14 protein-coding genes, 3 tRNA genes and 3 pseudogenes are annotated in these 19,837 nt (G+C 42.6%); 12 read left to right on the top strand and 8 right to left on the bottom strand.

Annotation, left to right across the window (positions count from 1 at the left end; genetic code table 11):
* The first annotated feature begins 149 nt into the window (after positions 1-149).
* Together C3F22_RS09165 and C3F22_RS09170 are read left to right on the top strand one after the other, a co-directional pair.
* Positions 150-1,076 carry a diguanylate cyclase domain-containing protein gene (locus tag C3F22_RS09165; RefSeq protein ID WP_104426374.1) on the top strand — a complete coding sequence of 309 codons (927 nt, stop codon included), beginning with the start codon at positions 150-152 and terminating at the stop codon, positions 1,074-1,076.
* Positions 1,073-2,074 (top strand): helix-turn-helix transcriptional regulator, encoded by a 1,002-nt coding sequence (locus tag C3F22_RS09170; protein WP_104426375.1) that lies wholly within the window; start codon positions 1,073-1,075, stop codon positions 2,072-2,074. The genes C3F22_RS09165 and C3F22_RS09170 overlap by 4 nt, the downstream gene beginning before the upstream one ends.
* 72 nt (positions 2,075-2,146) lie before the next feature.
* On the opposite strand, the gene C3F22_RS09175 is transcribed toward C3F22_RS09170, so the two are convergent.
* The 4 genes and pseudogenes from C3F22_RS09175 to C3F22_RS09190 form a co-directional block, all read right to left on the bottom strand.
* On the bottom strand, positions 2,147-2,836 hold the full coding sequence (locus C3F22_RS09175; protein ID WP_228203534.1) for a hypothetical protein: 690 nt from the start codon (positions 2,834-2,836) through the stop codon (positions 2,147-2,149).
* A 35-nt stretch (positions 2,837-2,871) separates the two neighbouring features.
* Complete coding sequence (locus C3F22_RS09180; protein WP_104426377.1) at positions 2,872-4,383, bottom strand: alkaline phosphatase; 1,512 nt, start codon at positions 4,381-4,383, stop codon at positions 2,872-2,874.
* Positions 4,384-4,397: 14 nt separating this feature from the next.
* A complete protein-coding gene (locus tag C3F22_RS09185; RefSeq protein WP_104426378.1) occupies positions 4,398-6,014 on the bottom strand; it encodes an alkaline phosphatase in 1,617 nt (538 codons plus the stop codon).
* Between the two features lie 137 nt (positions 6,015-6,151).
* A pseudogene (locus C3F22_RS09190) lies at positions 6,152-6,262 on the bottom strand (IS5/IS1182 family transposase); the annotation flags it as partial.
* A gap of 119 nt (positions 6,263-6,381) precedes the next feature.
* Here C3F22_RS09190 and C3F22_RS09195 point away from each other — a divergent pair.
* Positions 6,382-7,316: pseudogene (locus C3F22_RS09195) on the top strand (IS5 family transposase).
* 237 nt (positions 7,317-7,553) lie between these two features.
* On the opposite strand, the gene C3F22_RS09200 reads toward C3F22_RS09195, so the two are convergent.
* From C3F22_RS09200 to C3F22_RS09210, 3 genes are all read right to left on the bottom strand, one after another.
* Positions 7,554-7,644: transfer RNA gene (locus tag C3F22_RS09200), tRNA-Ser, on the bottom strand.
* An 87-nt stretch (positions 7,645-7,731) separates the two neighbouring features.
* Positions 7,732-9,768 (bottom strand): NADPH-dependent 2,4-dienoyl-CoA reductase, encoded by a 2,037-nt coding sequence (locus tag C3F22_RS09205; RefSeq protein ID WP_104426379.1) that lies wholly within the window; start codon positions 9,766-9,768, stop codon positions 7,732-7,734.
* Between the two features lie 147 nt (positions 9,769-9,915).
* Positions 9,916-10,269: a hypothetical protein gene (locus C3F22_RS09210; protein WP_104426380.1), complete on the bottom strand. Its 354-nt coding sequence runs from the start codon at positions 10,267-10,269 to the stop codon at positions 9,916-9,918.
* A gap of 242 nt (positions 10,270-10,511) precedes the next feature.
* On the opposite strand from C3F22_RS09210, the gene argG reads away from it, so the two are divergent.
* Positions 10,512-11,855 carry an argininosuccinate synthase gene (gene argG, locus C3F22_RS09215; protein ID WP_104426381.1) on the top strand — a complete coding sequence of 448 codons (1,344 nt, stop codon included), beginning with the start codon at positions 10,512-10,514 and terminating at the stop codon, positions 11,853-11,855.
* 54 nt (positions 11,856-11,909) lie between these two features.
* On the opposite strand, the gene C3F22_RS09220 is transcribed toward argG, so the two are convergent.
* Entirely contained in the window at positions 11,910-13,181 is a 1,272-nt protein-coding gene (locus C3F22_RS09220; protein WP_104426382.1) for a GGDEF domain-containing protein, read from the bottom strand.
* Positions 13,182-13,333: 152 nt separating this feature from the next.
* Here C3F22_RS09220 and pyrC point away from each other — a divergent pair, with 152 nt between their 5' ends.
* The 8 genes and pseudogenes from pyrC to C3F22_RS09255 all read left to right on the top strand — a co-directional run bounded on the left by pyrC (position 13,334) and on the right by C3F22_RS09255 (position 19,774).
* The gene (gene pyrC / locus C3F22_RS09225; protein ID WP_104426383.1) at positions 13,334-14,368 is read left to right on the top strand and encodes a dihydroorotase; all 1,035 of its coding nucleotides are present in this window, start codon (positions 13,334-13,336) and stop codon (positions 14,366-14,368) included.
* Complete coding sequence (gene rnt, locus C3F22_RS09230; protein WP_034704922.1) at positions 14,353-15,012, top strand: ribonuclease T; 660 nt, start codon at positions 14,353-14,355, stop codon at positions 15,010-15,012. Before pyrC ends, rnt begins: the two co-directional genes overlap by 16 nt.
* Positions 15,013-15,032: 20 nt before the next feature.
* Positions 15,033-15,108, top strand: a tRNA-Glu gene (locus tag C3F22_RS09235).
* Between the two features lie 161 nt (positions 15,109-15,269).
* Positions 15,270-15,425 carry a hypothetical protein gene (locus C3F22_RS18360; RefSeq protein WP_005234786.1) on the top strand — a complete coding sequence of 52 codons (156 nt, stop codon included), beginning with the start codon at positions 15,270-15,272 and terminating at the stop codon, positions 15,423-15,425.
* 131 nt (positions 15,426-15,556) lie between these two features.
* Positions 15,557-16,986 (top strand): annotated as a pseudogene (locus C3F22_RS09240) (amino acid permease).
* 211 nt (positions 16,987-17,197) lie between these two features.
* Positions 17,198-17,273 (top strand) — tRNA-Glu (locus C3F22_RS09245).
* A gap of 110 nt (positions 17,274-17,383) precedes the next feature.
* Complete coding sequence (locus tag C3F22_RS09250; protein WP_104426384.1) at positions 17,384-18,796, top strand: amino acid permease; 1,413 nt, start codon at positions 17,384-17,386, stop codon at positions 18,794-18,796.
* An 84-nt stretch (positions 18,797-18,880) separates the two neighbouring features.
* Positions 18,881-19,774, top strand: coding sequence for an alpha/beta fold hydrolase (locus tag C3F22_RS09255; RefSeq protein WP_104426385.1), 894 nt, complete (start codon positions 18,881-18,883; stop codon positions 19,772-19,774).
* The last annotated feature ends 63 nt before the right edge of the window (positions 19,775-19,837 follow it).

A 19,837-nucleotide genomic window follows, 5' to 3' on the forward strand; every position in this document is an offset into this window, starting at 1 on the left:
ATACATATTCACCACAAAGATAGGGTTTTCAGCATTTTTATTCTCAAAAATCGAAAATACCCTGATCTATTTTGACTCTAGCCTTTGCCATCAAACTGTCATCTAAATCTGTTTAGCTTGGGCGAAAATAAATCATTTCAAAAAATGCTATGCCTAAATACTTTGCTTACTACCGCTGGCCTTTGTTATCTGTAGCGACTGCCTGTAGCTTATCCCTCTGGTTATTTATTCTACTTGGGCAGAGCAAGTCATTTGCTGAATGGAACTGGGTCGATATTTTAGGTGAAGGGGGAGCAACTGTTTTTATTGGTATTTGGATTTTCTTTATTATTAAAAGCCGTCCTTTGGGCCGTGTAACCAACTATATCTTTTATGGACTGTGTTTTATTTTTTTCCATATGTGGATGGACAGCTTAGATGAGTTTATTCGCCTGCCTAAAGAAATCATGTGGGATGCATGGCTTGAGTCCATTCCTTTTCCAATTGGACTGTGCCTATTTACCATCGGGATTTATTTTTGGCATCAAGAAGAACTGGCGATTTCTAAACACATGCAAAAACGAGAACGTATTTATCGGGATCACCGTTTATTCGATGCACTCACCCCTTTAGCCGATGCTCATTACTTTAAAACACAGCTCAAAGCTGCAATTGAGCAAAACTTGCATGAACCCAGCGACATGTCCGTCATACTGCTAGATATGCATAATTTTAATCAGATTAATCAAACATATGGCTTTGATGAAGGCACATCTATTTTACAGCATGTTTCACAATTGATTAGCTTAAACTTACGACCACAAGACCTGCTCTGCCGCTTCGCAGGAGATCGTTTTATTATGTTGTTACCAGGGACGAAGCTACAACAGGCTGAAAAAATGGCAGCTCAACTTGAGCGCATGCTTATGGTCAGTGCTTATTATCAACGTGATCTGTCCGCACACATTCCTTTAAAAGCACTCACGACCTGCTGTTCAGTCGGGCAATACCAAACTGCTCAGCAACTTTTGAGTGCATTAAATCAGCAATTGCTCCAAGTGAAGCAATACTACTCACCAAAGCGAGTCGCGGTATGAGCTTTGAATGCGACTACAGTTACATTCCTGCGCATCATCAATTATCTATTTTAATTGATTTAGCAGTCAGCCATGAGGTCGAACATCACGTCCTACTTAGTGGTAGCGGTATTTTCTTGGAAGATATCTTTTCAGGGCAAAAGCTGATTAGCCAGCAACAGTTACAACAGGTTTTAACAAATGCTGAGCAGTGTTTTCGCAATCAGGACATCAGTTTTTTATTCGGTCAACGCAGCCTAACCACCCCCTTTAATGACGCCATTAAATCCATGCTGTATGCATCGACCTTCGATGAGGCGCTTAGCCGTTATTTAACATTTTCCGCATCTGTTTCACCGTGGTTATGCCCTCGACTCATGTACAGTCAAAGCCATATTCATATTTATTGGTTAGATGAAAACAAGCTTGAAAATCGCTTTTTAATCGAAAGCGCAATGAGTGCAATACAAGCGTTTAGCCGTCAACTGTATCAAACCAAGTTAGCGTGGAAATTCGAATTTAATTTTTCTGAACCGGATTATATTGAACAATATTGGACGCATTTAGGCAGTGCTTTAGAGTTTAATCGCCCGATCAACATGATGAGCCTGCCTCGTGACTTGATCCATGAAAAACTTCCCAATGCCTCTTCGACCTTAGCTGCAATCAGTTATCAACATGCGCTGAAAGAAATGACAGCTCAAAATATTCAACAGAGTTTTTTGCTCAGTTTGCATCAATACTTCATGCAAAATATTCAAAATAATATTCAACTTGAACAAACTGCTGATTATTTTCAAATGAGTTCTGCCACCTTAAAACGTAAACTGAAAAAGCATCAGACCCATTTTCAGGCGCAACTCGATCAAAGCCGTTTGCATACCGCCATCATTTTATATCGTGTGCATGGTTTTAAAACTGAACAGATTTCTCAGTATTTACAAATTAACGATGCCACTAATTTTCGACGTGCATTTAAACGTTGGAGTGGTTTAACAGTACAAGCGGCACAATCCTAACCACCTATTTTCCCAAAAAAATCACGGATATTCCTATTATAACGCCGAAATTAAAAGCCAAAAACTCATCAGCTAATCACTAAAGTCCGCATAGTCACGTTCGCTGTATTTTTCTGTTTGCGTCCAAGGTGTAGCAACATTTTGGCCAATTTTGCGCACGGTAAAGGTTTTGGCATAGCCTGAGGTCGGTTTGAGCAATTCATATTTTTGAACCAGTTGATCCTGTTCATTCCATATAATATTCAACGTTTGCCCAGCACTGCGTATTTGATAATGCGCTAACTTCGGATCACGTTGAATCAATTGTGCTCGCTTTAAAATGTCAGGATGAATCAAACTATATTCACAGCGCCAACAGTTTTTCATCCCTAGCATTTCTTGATCGACATCCTGCAATTGCACCCGCATTTTTTCATCTGGCAAAATATAAAAACGCTGAAACGGACTTTCTACGTTTGCTTGCCCGACTACATCTTTGCGCTGCATCCACTGAATTGCACTGTCAAAACTCACATGCTCATGGGTGTCTGTTTTGGCAGACACATGAACGTTGCTATGTGTCTGGGGTTCGTCAGCATGCGTTTGAGTGTTTAAACGTTCAATCCAGATATTTTGCGCATCTCGAATCATTTTCTCACTGTATTTTTGAATGGTCGTGACGCCATTGGCATCCAACCGTTCAATCTGATAATCAATACGATATTCATCGGCCGACCATACCCATGGACTGAGCAAACTGAAAGACAATGCTAAGAACTTCATTTTGAATTTGAACGGCCGTATTAATCTTGTATCCATTAAAATCCAAATGCCTTTTTCAGTTGCTCAAATACCCATGTATTTTCTTGTGTGCCTTTGAAAAGATTTGAATTCTTTCCTTCAGCAAACAGCATCACATCTCCGCCGCCATGTGTTTCGCTTTTCGCCAGTTGTACCCCGACTTCTTGTTTATAGTCGTCAGCAAAGGCTTGCTCGTTGCTAATACTGTCACGAATATCTAAACGCTTGCCCGTGCCATTTCCAAAAACGAGTGTCGTTCCTGTTGCCCCATTTACATCGCGGTATGGATTATGTACTTGGCCATCAGCCAGCACTTTGCTGTAAGCATTTTGCTCTTTTGCAATATTATAGTCATAGCTCAGCCCCAAAATACCCGGATTAGTTTCCGTCGTTTGGCCCGTTCGTGCGGCATAACCATTAAAGGTCATCACATGGTCATGGTCTGCTGTCACTACAATCAAGGTATTGCTCAAATCCACTTTGTCCAGTGCAGTTTGAATTGCATCATTAAATGCCTTGGTTTCCTGCAATGCCCGTTTGGCATTATTGGCATGTAGTGCATGGTCAATACGCCCACCCTCAACCATCAAGAAATAGCCTTGTCCATGACTCTGTGCTTGCAGTGCATCAATCGCTTTACTGGTCATCACCGCCAGACTCGGTTCAGTCTTTATATTCTTCTTGAGTCGATCCAAATCAAAATTTAAATGCGACTGTGTGGAGAATACGCCGAAAATTTTCTGAGTATTGACCGTCTGTGCCAAATCACTTTGGCTTAAAACGGTTTGATAACCCTGCTGTTTAAACTCTGCCAATAAATCACGGCCATCCAAGCGCCCTTTGGGGTTAGAGACTGCATCATAAGGCGTCCAGTGATTTAAGCCACCTCCCATAAGGACATTAATGCCATCCAATAAGTTTGGATTATAAGCTTTACCTTTTGGAACAGCTTGAAGCGCAATATCGTATTGTGCATCACGATGACAAATATGTGCATAGGTTGCCGCAGGTGTGGCATGGGTGAGTTCAGTCGTCGTCACTACGCCAACCGCTTTTCCCTGCTTTTTTGCCAGTTCTAAAATACTTAACGCAGGCATACCTGCGACCACACTACTGCCCTGTTCTGGACAACGGTTAAGGGCTTTCGCTAAGCTTTTGCCATTCGGCAATTTTCCATCTTCAGGTTCGACCGCAACCGTTCCTGTTGTCATGGCAATCACTTCATTTTTATTTTTCTGCCCAGTCATATAGGCGCCCATAGAGGGAGCGCTATCTGTGGTTTGACCATCCTCAGAATAGGTTTTAATCCGTGCTGCGTGCTTCATGCTATCCATGGCCAGTTTGCCATTTTCCCCCACAGCATAAATACGACTTGCCGTCACTGTGGTTGGTCCCATGCCATCGCCTAAAAAGAATATAACGCTTTTCGTCGGTGTAACTGTGGTGTCAGCAGCATACAAAGCACTTGAAGAAATCGACGCTGTAAGCAGAAGCATCATGTATGGGATGGTTTTTAAAGTATGTTTCATGTGATATCCCTCTGCTATAAGCCTGTGATCTTACGAATGAGGTGATTGACCTCAATATTTTCAAGGCTACCCGAGAACTGATCTGCCCCCTGACCAATCGCACCTAAAAACACATCTGCACCACCATGCGTTTCTTTATCTTTATAGCCCGTTTGAATCACAGCTTCTTGTTGGAAATCATCCGCAGCAGTGCCCGTACACCAACCCGTTTCAGCCAAAGGATAGGTGAAACTATATTTTTCACCTTGTGGTGCCTTTGGCCCTTGTACAGGATGACAGACATCAGTGTCTTTTAAGTTCAATACCAAGTCATCCATACGGTTTTGAGTGGGGCGTTTTTTGCCCGTACCAAAACCGATAATCGGATAAGGTTGACCATGAATATCTTGAGCAAAGCCCGCTTGGTCATAATTTTTTACCAATCCAAGCACGCTGGTTTCCTTACCTTCGACGTATTTTCCTGTGCGCTTGGCATAACCATTTAAAACCAAGGTGTGATCATGGTCGGCCGTGATCACAATCAGTGTATTTTTAAGTTCAGGATCACTTTGTTTAAGCTTTTGAATGGTTGCTTCTAAAGCATCATTTAAGGCAATCGTGTCTTGTAATGCGCGCTTGGCATTGGTGTCATGCAGCGCATGATCTATACGCCCTCCCTCCACCATCAGGAAAAAACCTTTTTTATTTTGCGTCAGGATGTCTAAAGCAGACAGCGTCATTTGCTTGAGACTCGGCTCTGCCAAGTTTTTCTTGGTGCGATCCAAGTCGTAATTTAAATGGCTGTGATTAAATAAACCCAATAATTTTTCATTTTTCGCCAGTTGCACTTGGGAGAGTTGGTTTTCATCAAAAACCACGCGGTAGCCTGCCTTTTGCATCTCGCTAATTAGATTGCGCCCATCAGTACGTTCTCCACCTGCATCTTTAGGCAAAAATTGACGCTTACCTCCACCTAAAACCACATCGACCCCATCTTTAAGTTTGAGGTTATAGCTTTGATAAGCATCGCCTTTTGAACTCGGGACTAACTGTGATGCAATATCATTTTCAGCATCACGGTGGCAAATATGAGCATAAGTTGATGCTGGTGTGGCATGCGTGATCCGCGTAGTGGTCACAACACCTGTCCCCCAACCCTTTGCTTTGGCTAATTCGAGTAATGTCTGTGTGTTTTGCTTATTTTTGTTTTTTGGGTTAGTCGCGCATTGGTTATTCCCTACTGAGTCAGGTTCAACTGCAATTGTCCCTGTCTGCATCGAGATCACCTCGTTTTTCATCTTCACACCAGTCATATATGCGCCCATCGAAGGTGCGCTGTCAGTGACTTGTGCATCCTCAGAAAAGGTACGAACAAAGGCCGACTCAGGCAGCCGATCAATCGCCAACTGACCATCTTCACCAACAGCATAAATACGTGAAGCGGTAAGCGTGGTAATGCCCATACCATCACCCAAGAAAAAGACCACACGTTTCGGTTGTTGGACTTTTTCTTGTTGGAGCTGTTGTGCTGTATTGGCCTGTTGATTTCGCGTTATCGTCGTACTTTGACAAGCAGTAAGCAATATAGCGCTGAAACTTATACATGCCACGCTGATTGTTTTTAATTGGAATTTTTCAAGAGAACAGATCATGGCATCAACCCATCTTAATATAGCTGGACCATACACAGCGGATATTTAAGTAAGATGACACATAAATATTAATACGATTTATTAAAAGCTTTATTGCAAATAAGATACCAATAGTGGATCACTTTCATAAGTGATTTTTAACTCAATCCCATATTGTAAATTCCAGTGATTAAAATAAATCTCAGACCAAGTCTTTTGCATCTATTTCGATAATGGTCAGCCAGAATTTCAAAGGTCTTAAGGCGACCAAATACGTACTTAATCCCGATTCTTCTTGTATTAATCTCTCGATTGTACATTTTAAGTTTAGGATGGCTTTGTTACACAAACCTATCTTTAAAGGCTTATTCCACAATATAATTTTCAAATGAATAAGCTTACACCTAAAATTTATCGTACAACCAATTGGTCTTCATATAACCGAGCACTCATTAATCGTGAAAATATTGCCATTTGGTTTGATCCTGCTACGCAATGGTATGCCCCATCAAAAGGCAAACAAGGACGAAATCAAACTTACTCTGACACAGCTATCCAATGTTGCCTAATGATTAAATCTCTCTTTCGATTGTCCTTACGTATGGTCACTGGCTTTGTTCAAAGTCTCATCCATCTTTGTGGGTTAAATTGGGTAGCGCCAAACTACACTACAATTTGTAGACGACAACAGCGTATTGATACTACGATTGGCTATCAAAAAAGTAGTGATGGACTACATCTACTTGTCGACTCTACTGGCTTAAAGTTTATAGGTGAAGGTGAACGGAAACGAAAGAAACATCAGCCTGAATATCGTCGACAATGGCGCAAACTTCATATTGGTATTGATATGCCGACACCTTGCAAATACGTGCAGTACAGCTCACTACAAATAATGTGAGCGATTCACAAGTACTCGATGATTTAGTTACTCAAATTCCTTTAGACGAACGAATTGATTCGGTCTATACCGATGGTGCTTATGATACGAAGTACTGCAGACAAGTCATTTTAGATCGAGATGCACATGCGGTCATTCCACCAAGAAAAAATGCGAAGCCATCGAAAGATAAAAAGATGGGCTCGCTAGAACACAATGAATTGCTTCGAACAATTAAGCGTTTAGGAAGAACTATTTGGAAGAAATGGTCAGGCTATCATCGGCGAAGTTTGGTTGAAACCAAGATGCATTGTATCAAATTGTTGGGGGATAAACTCAGTGCGAGAAATTTTCAAAGCCAAGTCAATGAGATTCATGCACGTGTGGCGGTATTAAATAAATTTACAGACCTAGGCAGACCACATACCCGAGTTGTCACTTAAATTTGAGTAGATATGAGAAATCTTTACTTTTAATTCTTTGTGCAACAAAGCCATTAAGAATTGTTTTATTAAGAATATAGTTAGTTTTAAATACAGTTTTTAAACTACATTCCTTAGTCTTCTAAATACAGCTAAAAATAGCCAATTCAATCCAAATTCTGATGTGGGGTAGGTTGAGGGGTAAAACTATAGATAAAAAAATAAGCCCTTGTAAAAACAAGGGCTTATTAAGATATTTGGCGGAAGCGGTGAGATTCGAACTCACGGAGGGGTATAAGCCCTCGTCGGTTTTCAAGACCGGTGCATTAAACCGCTCTGCCACGCTTCCATGTGCGCAATAATACGGAGCTTTTAGGCGACTGACAAGTGAAAATTACAGTGAATCTCATCAACTGCATATAGTTTCATCAAATCCTTACAATTTTGCTGCCAATTCTGCCCCTTCACGAATTGCACGCTTGGCATCCAGCTCAGCAGCCAGCTTCGCTCCACCAATAATATGGTAATTCGCCAAAGTCTTTTGTCCTTCTGAAGGCATAACATCTTTGACCGACTCTTGACCAGCACAAACCACGACCGTATCTACACGCAGTAACTGATCATGCCCATCCACTTCAATCCACAAACCTTCATCCGTGATCGATTTATATTGCACGCCGCGTAACATGCGCACGCCATGTTTTTTTAATTGGGCACGATGAACCCAACCCGTGGTTTTACCTAAGCTTGCTCCTAAAGCGGTAGTTTTACGCTGTAATAGATAAATTTCACGTACAGGTGGCTCGACTTCTGCTGGCTGCAGTCCGCCTTCACTTACATAATTTGCATGCAGATCTACCCCCCACTCCCGTTTCCATTCATCTACAGGTTGAGGTTGCGGCTGATGCAGGGGCTTTAATAAAAATTCTGATACATCAAAACCAATTCCACCAGCACCAATGACAGCGACACGATCTCCTACTGGTGCACCTCGCAATACTTCAGCATAAGACAGGACTTGAGGTGCTTCACTACCGGCAATTTTCAATTCACGCGGAACCACGCCCGTAGCAACAATGACTTCATCAAAACCTTCACGTTCCAATTGCTCCCGATTCACTCGAGTATTTAAACGGACATCTACCCCGGTTTTTTCCAGTTGTACTTTAAAATAGCGAATGGTTTCATGGAATTCTTCTTTACCTGGAATCACTTTGGCCAGATTAAATTGCCCACCCACTTCATTAGTAGCTTCAAACAAAGTCACATCATGACCGCGGCTGGCAGCGACTGTGGCTGCGGATAAACCTGCCACACCACCACCCACCACGGCAATCCCTTTAGGCTTTTTGGTTTTGACATAAACCAGTTCGGTTTCATAACCAGCACGTGGATTCACTAAACAGGTAGCGCGTTTATTTTTAAAGGTATGATCCAGGCAAGCCTGATTACAGGCGATACAGGTATTAATTTCATCAACACGATTGGTTGCTGTCTTATTCACCCAGAATGCATCTGCCAATAGTGGGCGTGCCATTTGCACCATATCTGCCTGACCTGATGCCAAAATCGCTTCAGCAGTTTCTGGCATATTAATCCGGTTCGATGCAATGACTGGAACAGCAACATGTTTTTTGACTTCTGCGGTGTAATCTACGAATGCAGCACGAGGAACAGAAGTGACAATCGTCGGAATACGTGCTTCATGCCAGCCAATACCGGTATTCAGCAAAGTTATTCCAGCCTTCTCTAATGCTTTAGCGACGGTAATCACTTCCTGCATAGTATTGCCATCATGCACCAGATCTAGCAAGGACAAGCGGAAACAGATAATAAATTTTTCACCAATTTCAGCACGGATTGCTTTAACAATCTCCACCGCAAAACGCATGCGGTTTTCAATTTCTCCACCCCAGCGATCAGTACGCTGATTGACATGACGGCTTAAGAACTGGTTAATCAAATACCCTTCAGATCCCATGATTTCCACGCCGTCATAGCCCGCTTTTTTAGCCAGTTTTGCAGTTTTAACATAGTCCTGAACCGTATCCAGAATCTGGTTTTCAGACATCTGACGTGGTTTAAAAGGTGAAATTGGCGATTTGATCGGGCTCGCAGATACCACAAAAGGCTGATAGCCATAACGTCCGGCATGCAAAATTTGCAACAGAATCTTGGCCCCATGCTTATGCACGGCATGCGTAACCAGTCGGTGCGGTGCAACATCACCCAAGGTATTCATCGTTCCACCAGCGGGCAATAACCAGCCCTGACGATTCGGTGAAATCCCGCCAGTAATCAGGAGACCCACACCACCTTTGGCACGTTCACCAAAATAAGCTGCCAGTTTAGGATAATTATAAAACCGATCTTCCAAGCCCGTATGCATTGATCCCATCACCACACGGTTTTTAATCGTGGTGAAACCCAGATGTAATGGTTTTAAAATATTTGCATAGCGCGTCGTTGTCATAAAATATCCCTGATTCTTATTTGGCTAAAAGCTTAAATCTTATCAATGTACTTTAACTGATTTTTAGAGGCTTTTTATGACTATCAGGTCCGCTTTCTCAGGCACAAATACCAATTGTGATATTTATGCCGTACCTTAATGGTGAATTTATTGCTGCCATTGATTTTTGCTCAATTTCCATAAGGCAATTACACCGAGTACTGTACCAATGGGAAAACTGAGCAGCATCAGGATCGCCATAATTCTGGACAAGGTGCGTCCTGAACCATTGCCCTGTTTTACCTTGAGACAGGCCTGAATATTCAAAACAATCAGCACAGCCAAAAGTAGCAACACAATAACCAGACTCAACATGGAAATCGTCGACTGCTGATATTCCAGATATAAAAATGCAACCGTACTAAAAACCAGCAAACCGGCATAGATTCCATGCACAATCGACAAGGTTTCATTTTTGGCAGCCGGTTGCAGATTAGGTAAAGGAGGAATATTCGGGCTCATGAGGGCTATCCTGAAGATGTTTTTTTAATGATGTTATTGAATCTTCCCAGATTTTCCCATTTTTAAGTATTTGTCAAAAATACGGTAATTTTATGATTATCTAAGCCTATTGAATCAAGATTTTGAAACGAGTTTTTCTTTTCTAAAGCAAACCTAAATAAAATAATGATACAATTGACGCAATATGTGTTTTTTCAGGCCACCACTTCTGGCGTGCCTATTTCATATCATTAGGATGAACAATGTCTGATAATGCAACTATCTTGCAGAATGTCCCAGTAGGCAAAAAAGTTGGTATTGCCTTTTCTGGCGGTCTAGATACTTCTGCAGCTCTTTTGTGGATGAAACAAAAAGGCACTGAACCTTATGCTTACACAGCAAACCTGGGTCAGCCAGACGAAGACGATTACGATGCGATTCCAAAAAAAGCTGAAGCTTATGGCGCAGTAAAAGCACGTTTGATCGACTGCCGTTTACAGCTTGCATTAGAGGGTATTGCTGCAATTCAATGTGGCGCGTTCCACATTTCTACAGGTGGCGTTCCATACTTCAACACGACTCCTCTTGGCCGTGCAGTAACAGGTACCATGCTGGTAACTGCAATGAAAGAAGATGACGTGAACATCTGGGGTGACGGTTCTACTTATAAAGGTAACGACATCGAGCGTTTCTACCGCTACGGTCTGTTGACTAACCCTAACCTGAAAATCTACAAACCTTGGTTAGACCAGACCTTCATTGACGAGCTAGGTGGCCGTGCAGAAATGTCACAGTTCCTGATCGACAATGGCTTTGACTACAAAATGTCAAAAGAGAAAGCTTACTCAACTGACTCAAACATGTTGGGTGCGACTCACGAAGCCAAAGATCTTGAATACCTGAATGCGGGTATCAAAATCGTTGACCCAATCATGGGCGTTGCATTCTGGAAAGAAGAAGTTGAAATCAAACCTGAAGAAGTATCGATTACTTTTGAAGAAGGTTTCCCTGTTGCAATCAATGGTCAACGTATCGAAGATCCAGTTGAGTTCATTCTTGAAGCGAACCGTATTGGTGGCCGTCATGGTCTAGGTATGTCGGATCAGATCGAAAACCGTATCATCGAAGCGAAATCTCGTGGTATCTACGAAGCTCCGGGTATGGCCCTTCTTCACATCGCTTATGAACGTCTGGTCACTGGTATTCATAACGAAGATACCATCGAACAATACCGTATCAACGGTCTTCGTTTGGGTCGTCTTCTGTACCAAGGTCGCTGGTTCGATTCTCAAGCATTGATGCTTCGTGAAACTGCACAGCGTTGGGTAGCTAAAGCTATCACTGGTACTGTGACTTTAGAACTGCGTCGTGGTAATGACTACACCATCATGAACACTGAATCTCCTAACCTCACTTATGAAGCTGAGCGTTTAACTATGGAGAAAGGTGATTCTATGTTCTCTCCAGCTGATCGTATCGGTCAGTTGACTATGCGTAACTTGGATATCACAGATACACGTGCGAAACTGGGTATCTATACAGATTCTGGCTTACTTGCAGTAGGTACAGGTTCTGCAGTACCTCAGTTAAAAGACAAAAACAAATAAGTTTGTTAAGGTCAAAAAAACCGCTCATCTGAGCGGTTTTTTTATAGATTCGATTTAGGCATTCACACTGTTCGGGTTTGCGGTGCGGATCGACTGATAATAAATCTGGTTTCGACCCAACTGTTTGGCCCGATACAACGCCTGATCGGCAATTCCCAATAAGGCATCCTTATCAATAAAGTCTTCACCACGATAAACAGTAATGCCCAAACTGATGGTGATATGGTTAGCTACACCAGATTTCTCATGTGGAATTTCCAGACGCTCAATTGCATTAAAGATATTGGAAGCCACTGCATAGGCGCCATGCGCATCGGTTTCCGGAAGCAGTACGACAAACTCTTCACCACCATAACGAGCCACAAAGTCCATATGCCGGATGGCATTTTTAATGGTAAAGGCAATACTGGAAATGACATCGTCCCCTTTTTGATGCCCATAGAAATCGTTATAGTTTTTAAAATGATCTACATCGATAAACAAAATCGCCAAAGCATGCTGATTACGGCGGGAACGTTCAAAGAAGATATCCAGTGTTTCATCAAAAGTTCGTCGGTTGGAGATTTTGGTCAGCTCATCATGCTGGCTTAAGTGCAGTAATTCTGTGGTATGAATCCGCTGAATTTTCTCACTGATTCTGGCCCGCATGGTGTATAGAAAAATCATTCGCTCACGGGCAAAAAGCATATAACTAATCACACATCCCAATAGGCTACTGCCGATCAGAATCCGTCCCAAGACCAGCGCATTAAAGTCGATCGATAACATGGATAACAGCCAGACTGTACAAAGTGCAGCAAATAACCCCATGATTAACATCTGTAAAGGTTTTACTCCGGTCAGAATATAACCCAGAATGTAGATAATGGTGATGATCGCCATCGACTGATGTTGCAAGCTTACTGTTTGAATGGACATGGTCAGATAGGAGGTCGAGACTATCATCCAGAACATCAGCAGCATGGAAGCTTGCGGAAAAAAGCGTTTGATTTTAGGTAGACAGGAGAAGAAATAAAAAGCAAGTAAAGCTAGACTACCATTGATCAGCCCCAGCATACAGCGCACAAAATCTTGTACGAAATATTGTGAATCGATAATCCAGTAGTCCGTTGGAACCATAACGAGCAGAAAAATAAAATAGGTCAGTACTCCTGCCCAAACATATTTTTCGACATGTTTACGTGCTCGCTCCAGGTTTTTGCTCCAGAACTCCTGTTCCAGATTCTGAGGGAAAATCGAACCTACACGCTGACTTTGCCGTGTGATTAATTCTTCTATTTTTTCTTTTTCATCTTGCAATTTTGCTAGATTGTACTTGTATTCCATTGCCAAGTATTTATGTAATTTTTTTATTAATTTTAAAATATCATACTTTTATAAATTAATTTATAGATATCCCTTATTTTGTATATATTTCTCGTTACCATTTTGGGCATAGATGCATTATCATTTGTTTTATTTCTCCGATTGAATTCGCCTTGAATACGATTACCCTTCTCCAGCCAGACGACTGGCATGCCCACTTGCGTGATGGTCTCGCTCTGCAACGCACCGTTCCTGATCTAGCCAAACAGTTTTCCCGCGCAATCTGTATGCCGAATCTTGTTCCCCCAGTTAAAACTGTGGAAGAAGCATTAAGCTACCGTGAACGTATTATGGCGCATGTTCCTGAAGGTAGCGATTTTGATCCACGCATGGTGCTGTATTTCACAGATAATACCTCTTCAAGTGAAGTCCAAAAGATTAAAGATTCTGAGCATGTCAATGCCATTAAACTTTACCCTGCTGGCGCAACCACCAACTCGGATAGCGGTGTAAGCGACATTCGTAAAGTATATTCAGTTATTGAACAGCTGGAAGAGCATCAGGTGCCTTTATTGCTGCACGGTGAAGTGACGCATAACCATGTCGATATTTTTGACCGTGAAAAACGCTTTCTAGACGAAGTCTTAGCACCGTTACTGAAACAGTTCCCGAAACTGAAACTGGTTCTGGAACACATTACCACCAGCGAAGCAGCTAATTTCGTGCTGGAACAGGATCGTAATGTAGCTGCGACCATTACTCCACAGCACTTACTGTTTAACCGTAATGATATGCTGGTTGGTGGGATCAAACCGCACTTCTATTGCCTGCCAATTTTAAAACGTCAGACGCATCAGCAAACGTTGCTTGAAGTAGCGACCAGCGGTAATCCTAAATTTTTCTTAGGCACCGACAGTGCACCGCACTCAAAAAATGCCAAAGAAAATGCGTGTGGCTGCGCAGGATGCTATAGTGCTCCGACTGCAATTGAGTTATATGCTCAGGCCTTTGATCAAGTAGGTAAAATCGACCGTCTAGAAGGTTTTGCCAGCCACTTTGGTGCAGATTTCTACGGCCTCCCACGTAATACCAAAACCATTACGCTGGTCAAAGAAGATCAAGTTATTCCTGAAAGTCTAGACTACTTGGATGGTGAACAAATCGTTCCGCTATATGCAGGAAAAACCATTCAATGGAGAAAAATGTGACAAATGAAACTCTTCCAGTCATTGGTCAGCGTTTCCGTGGATTTTTGCCTGTTGTTGTCGATGTTGAGACAGCAGGCTTTAATGCACAGACTGATGCCTTGTTAGAAATTGCGGCCATTCCAATTGTTTATAATGAAGATGGCCAGTTTGTGCCCGGTGAAGCTTACCACGCACATATCAATCCTTTCGAAGGTGCCAACCTGGATCGCCGCTCTTTGGAATTTATCGGGATTGACCCGTCAAATCCAATGCGGATCGCGATGGCTGAAGATGAGAAAACCGCGTTAAAACGTATTTTTAAATCGGTCAATGAAGTGCGTCGTCAGCAAAATTGTACGCATGCCGTTTTGGTCGGTCATAATGCGCATTTTGATTTGGGCTTTGTACAGGCCGCAATTGCCCGTACCGGAACCAAAAACCAGAACCCGTTCCACAGTTTTTCTGTGTTTGATACCGTGACTTTAAGTGCGGTGATGTTCGGTCAAACGGTTCTGGCTAAATCTTGTATTCAGGCCGGTATTGAGTTTGATGGCAAAGAAGCACACTCTGCGTTATACGATACGCAAAAGACTGCGGAACTGTTTTGCTATATTTTAAACAAACTCGCACCTCACCTGCTTGACACTTTGGTGGCGGATCAATAAGATACCGCCATCTTCTAAACGTCCCTATCGTCTAGAGGCCTAGGACATCGCCCTTTCACGGCGGTAACCGGGGTTCGAATCCCCGTAGGGACGCCATCTTATTTACCCCATTCTTCTTTCATTTTTTCCAAGAAAACTTTTTTTCTTATTATTGCTTTCAATCCTATTGTTACAAATTCCGCATGACTGAGTTTGGTGCACTTTCTCGTTTGCTTAGGCTATAATCAAGTTGATATTAGGTTTTGATCAATTTTCCCATGCTAAAGAAAATCTTGCTTGTTTTACTCATTCTGGCACCTTCAGCGCTTTATATTTATGTGATTAGTCGCGATGATAAAACTGCTGAGAATCAAGCAGAAACTACGCCTGCTGAAAAAACACCGACTGAGCAATACCAGACTCCAGATCACTAGTTTTTAAGAGGCTTTGCAAATATTTATTTTTCAAATTAAAAAAATAACTTTATGAGGAAATTCCAATTTATGTGATATTTCAAATAATTAAAACTAAAATACTTTTTTTTAAATCTCTCCTTTTATGAGCTATGCAATCTTCCTCTCCACCTTCACAGCATTCGTCTGTTGAGGGCCAAACTCCGTCATTAAAACGTGCCATGGGCACACGTCATCTGATCATGCTCTCCCTTGGTGGCGCAATTGGTACCGGCCTGTTTATGGGTTCCGGTGAAGTGATTTCACAAGCTGGGCCTTTAGGCGCGGTACTGGCCTATATTATTGGCGGCTTGATCGCCTATATGGTCATGCTCTGCCTCGGTGAACTGGCTGTACATTTACCCGTATCTGGTTCCTTTGGTGCCTTTGCAACCCATTATATTGGCCCGGGTACTGGCTATATGGTGTCCTGGATGTACTGGCTGGGCTGGTCAGCCACTTTGGGTACCGAATTTACTGCCGCAGTAATTTTGATGCAGGAATGGTTCCCGCAAACTTCGATCTGGTTATGGACACTGATCTTTGCTGCAGGTGTTCTGCTCTCCAATCTAAGCTCAACCCGTACCTTTGCCGAATCAGAATTCTGGCTATCGCTGGTGAAAGTCGCGACTGTACTGATTTTCATTATTCTGGGCTTTGCCTGTATCTTTGGCTTTATTCCGTTCCAAGGTTATGAATCTGCACCACTGTTCAATAATTTGACTGAACATGGCTGGCTGCCAAACGGTTTAATTCCGTTATTCACCACATTACTAATCGTGAACTTTGTCTTTAATGGTACCGAGATGATCGGGATCGCTGCCGGTGAAACCGAAAATCCTAAGAAAAATGTACCGAAAGCGATTCATGCTGCGGTATGGCGTCTGATGATTTTCTTTGTCGGGACCATTATCGTGATTAGCTCGCTGCTGACTTATACCGATGCGGGTTTACAGGTCGGTGGTCATGGGGGCTTAAGCAGCAGTCCGTTTGTATCCGTGTTTACCCAAATGGGTATTCCATATGCGGAAGACTTTATCCGTTTCGTAATTATCACTGCACTGCTGTCGACTGCGAACTCTGGTCTTTACGCGGCTTCACGTATGATGTGGGCATTGTCTTCACAAAACCAGTTACCGCTACTATTTGCTAAAGTCAGCAAATCCGGCGTGCCTTATGTAGCAGTCTGGGTCACCATGATTGGCGGTTTGCCTGGTCTGCTCTCTGAGCAGTTTGGTGCAGATGTCATCTTTAAAAACCTAATGGGCGTGGCCGCTTTTACCATGGTGATTGTCTGGATGAGCATCTGCTGGAGCCAGTTTAATTTCCGTCGCCAATGGCTGAACTCTGGTCATAGTGTCTCTGAACTAAAATTCCGTACACCTTGGTTCCCTTTAGTTCCCATTCTAGGTTTTGTAACTTGTACTGCAACCGGTCTGAGTATGGCAGCTGACCCTGAAATGCTCTCTGGTTTTATTGGCTGTTTATTGTTTATGGCAGCATGCTATCAAGTTACTACTGGCTTTATCATCAAAAAGCTTAAATTCTAAACTTTTGAACTTAAAATAATTTCTTTAATAAACCCAGTTCCGATTGGGTTTATTTTTTCATATCAGGTAAATCCGTTCAGAAAATAACATCTTAATAAAATAAAGTTTTTGTTTTGCCTAATGTTTAAACTGTTAAATACATTTTAGTAAAAACTCTTTTGACAAAGTTCGGCTTAGTCCTTAATATAGCCCTCACCTCGCAACGTCCCTATCGTCTAGAGGCCTAGGACATCGCCCTTTCACGGCGGTAACCGGGGTTCGAATCCCCGTAGGGACGCCATTATCTGATCGCACACGATCAAGTCTTATACATAATCCATATTAATACGTTGCAGATTTGTAGTTTTTCACTACAATAACCCGCTTCATTCTCTTATTTTTTTGACTCCTATGCACTCATCTCCGAATGATGCTACGCATCAGGGCAATTCTGCGCCTTTAAAACGCGCTATGAGTACTCGACATCTGGTCATGATTTCGCTTGGCGGCGCAATCGGAACAGGCCTATTTTTAGGGTCGGGTGAAGTCATTGCACAAACGGGGCCTGTAGGTGCCATTCTTGCTTATCTCCTTGGCGGGATCATCGCTTACATGGTTATGCTATGTCTGGGTGAACTTGCCGTTCATATGCCCGAATCGGGCTCATTTGGCGCCTATGCCAAACGCTATATTGGACCAGGGACTGGCTACACCATTACCTGGCTATACTGGCTGACCTGGTCAGTGACCTTGGGAACTGAATTTACCGCTGCAGCTTTATTAATGCAGGAATGGTTCCCGGATAGCTCCATGTGGATGTGGACGTTGATTTTTGGTGCTTTCGTATTCGCACTGAATATGATTTCCACTCGCTGGTTTGCTGAATCTGAATTCTGGCTGGCACTGGTTAAAGTTGTTACTGTCGTGACCTTTATCCTACTTGGCCTACTCGCTATTTTTGGTGTAGTAAGCTATCAAGGACAGGAAACTGCTCCGCTATTCAGTAACCTGACAGCTCAAGGCTGGTTCCCGGAAGGTCTGTTCCCAATCTTCACAACCATGCTGATTGTAAACTTTGCATTCTCTGGCACAGAACTGATTGGTGTGGCTGCGGGTGAAACCAAAGATCCTGCCAAAAATGTACCAAAAGCGATTAATACTGCAATTTTCCGCTTACTGATTTTCTTTGTAGGTACGATTATTGTGGTGACCTCCCTTCTTCCGCATCAGGAAGCAGGTCTGGCAGCTGAAGGTGTCAGTAGCAGTCCATTCGTGACAGTATTCCAGCATATCGGTATTCCTTATGCTGAAGATATTATCCGCTTTGTGATTATCACAGCATTGCTGTCTGCTGCTAACTCAGGTCTATTCGCTGCATCCCGTATGATGTGGTCATTGGCTTACAGCAAACAGTTACCAGCAGTATTTTCCCGCTTAAATGCGCGTGGTGTACCTTATATTGCAGTCATTGTCACCATGATTGGTGGTATGCCTGGTTTGCTGTCTGAACAGTTCGCACCGGAAACCATCTTCACTAACTTGCTAGGTATTGCAGCATTTACCATGGTAGTGGTCTGGATGAGCATCTGTCTCAGCATGTTCAACTTCCGCCGTGAATGGTACAAACAGGGTAAAACAGCGAAGGATCTAGATTTTGCTGCGCCATTGTTCCCGATCGTACCGATCCTGGGTTTTCTTTTCTGTCTGATTACCTGTATCAGTATGGTGTTTGATCCGAGCATGCGGATCAGTTTCTTTGGCTGTCTGCTGTTTATCGCACTGTGCTATGGCAGCTACTACAAGTTCTATCACAAAAATGCTTAAACATTAAAATGATTAAAAGAGCAGCTTCGGCTGCTTTTTTTTATTTATACTGAAAATGTTCTAGGCAGCCAGCGTGGTGTGTCGATGAAAATTATTTATATTCATGGCATGAACAAGCAGAAATTCAGCTCTGCGTCTTTGCGTCAACGCTGGCTCAGTCTGCTAAAACGCGGTCTGGAACAGTTACATCAACAGGCACATTTTGCTTATCTGAAACGGCATATCCGTATTCCTTTTTATGGCGACTTGCTGTTCCGTCATCATTTACATAATGTGCTAAATGCCAGCACCTTGATGCCACAAGACTGGCCTCGCTTTCCCTTCCATCAGCCAGTTAAATCCCAGCCACCACCACCCCATCTCAATCAATATTCACCTGAAATTTGTGAAATTCCCGAGCTAAAGGTTGAGGATGCCATGACCTTTAACCAGAAGGTGAAGTTTATTAGTACTTTGAGCCGGAATACTCTATTACGGGATTTTGTGATCTTACTGAATCATTTCCCTCGCCTGCATGATACGCTGATCAAAAAATTTCTGATTGAAACCTATTCTTATCTGGCAAATTTCACATTCATGCAGCAGGTGCATCAGCGAATTGGCCAGCAACTGCATGGCGATAAACCCTGTATCCTGATAGCTCATTCCTTAGGAAGTGTGATTGCCTATCATTATCTGCTTCTGCATCCAGAACTGAATGTACAGCGTTTTATCAGTATGGGATCACCAATGGCTTTCCGGGTCATTCAGGAACATTTGCCACAGCCTGTTCACCGGCCAGAAGCTATTAAAGGTGACTGGATTAATTTTTATTGCAGTGATGACTTTTTAACTGCCTTTCCATTATCAGAACCGCCTTTTCAGTTTCAGCCGGCAATTATCAATCGGGAGATTCGTACTTCAATGTATCATCCGCATGATATTGATGACTATGTCCAGCATCCGGAAGTCATCGAAGCCCTGCTGGAATTACTCTAAAAAACATCTCAATTTACAGATTTAATTTTAATATTTTCTTTGTACTATTTTTCTGCTGAGTCA

Origin of the sequence: Acinetobacter sp. ACNIH1, assembly GCF_002934695.1 — a bacterium.
Classification (GTDB): domain Bacteria; phylum Pseudomonadota; class Gammaproteobacteria; order Pseudomonadales; family Moraxellaceae; genus Acinetobacter; species Acinetobacter variabilis.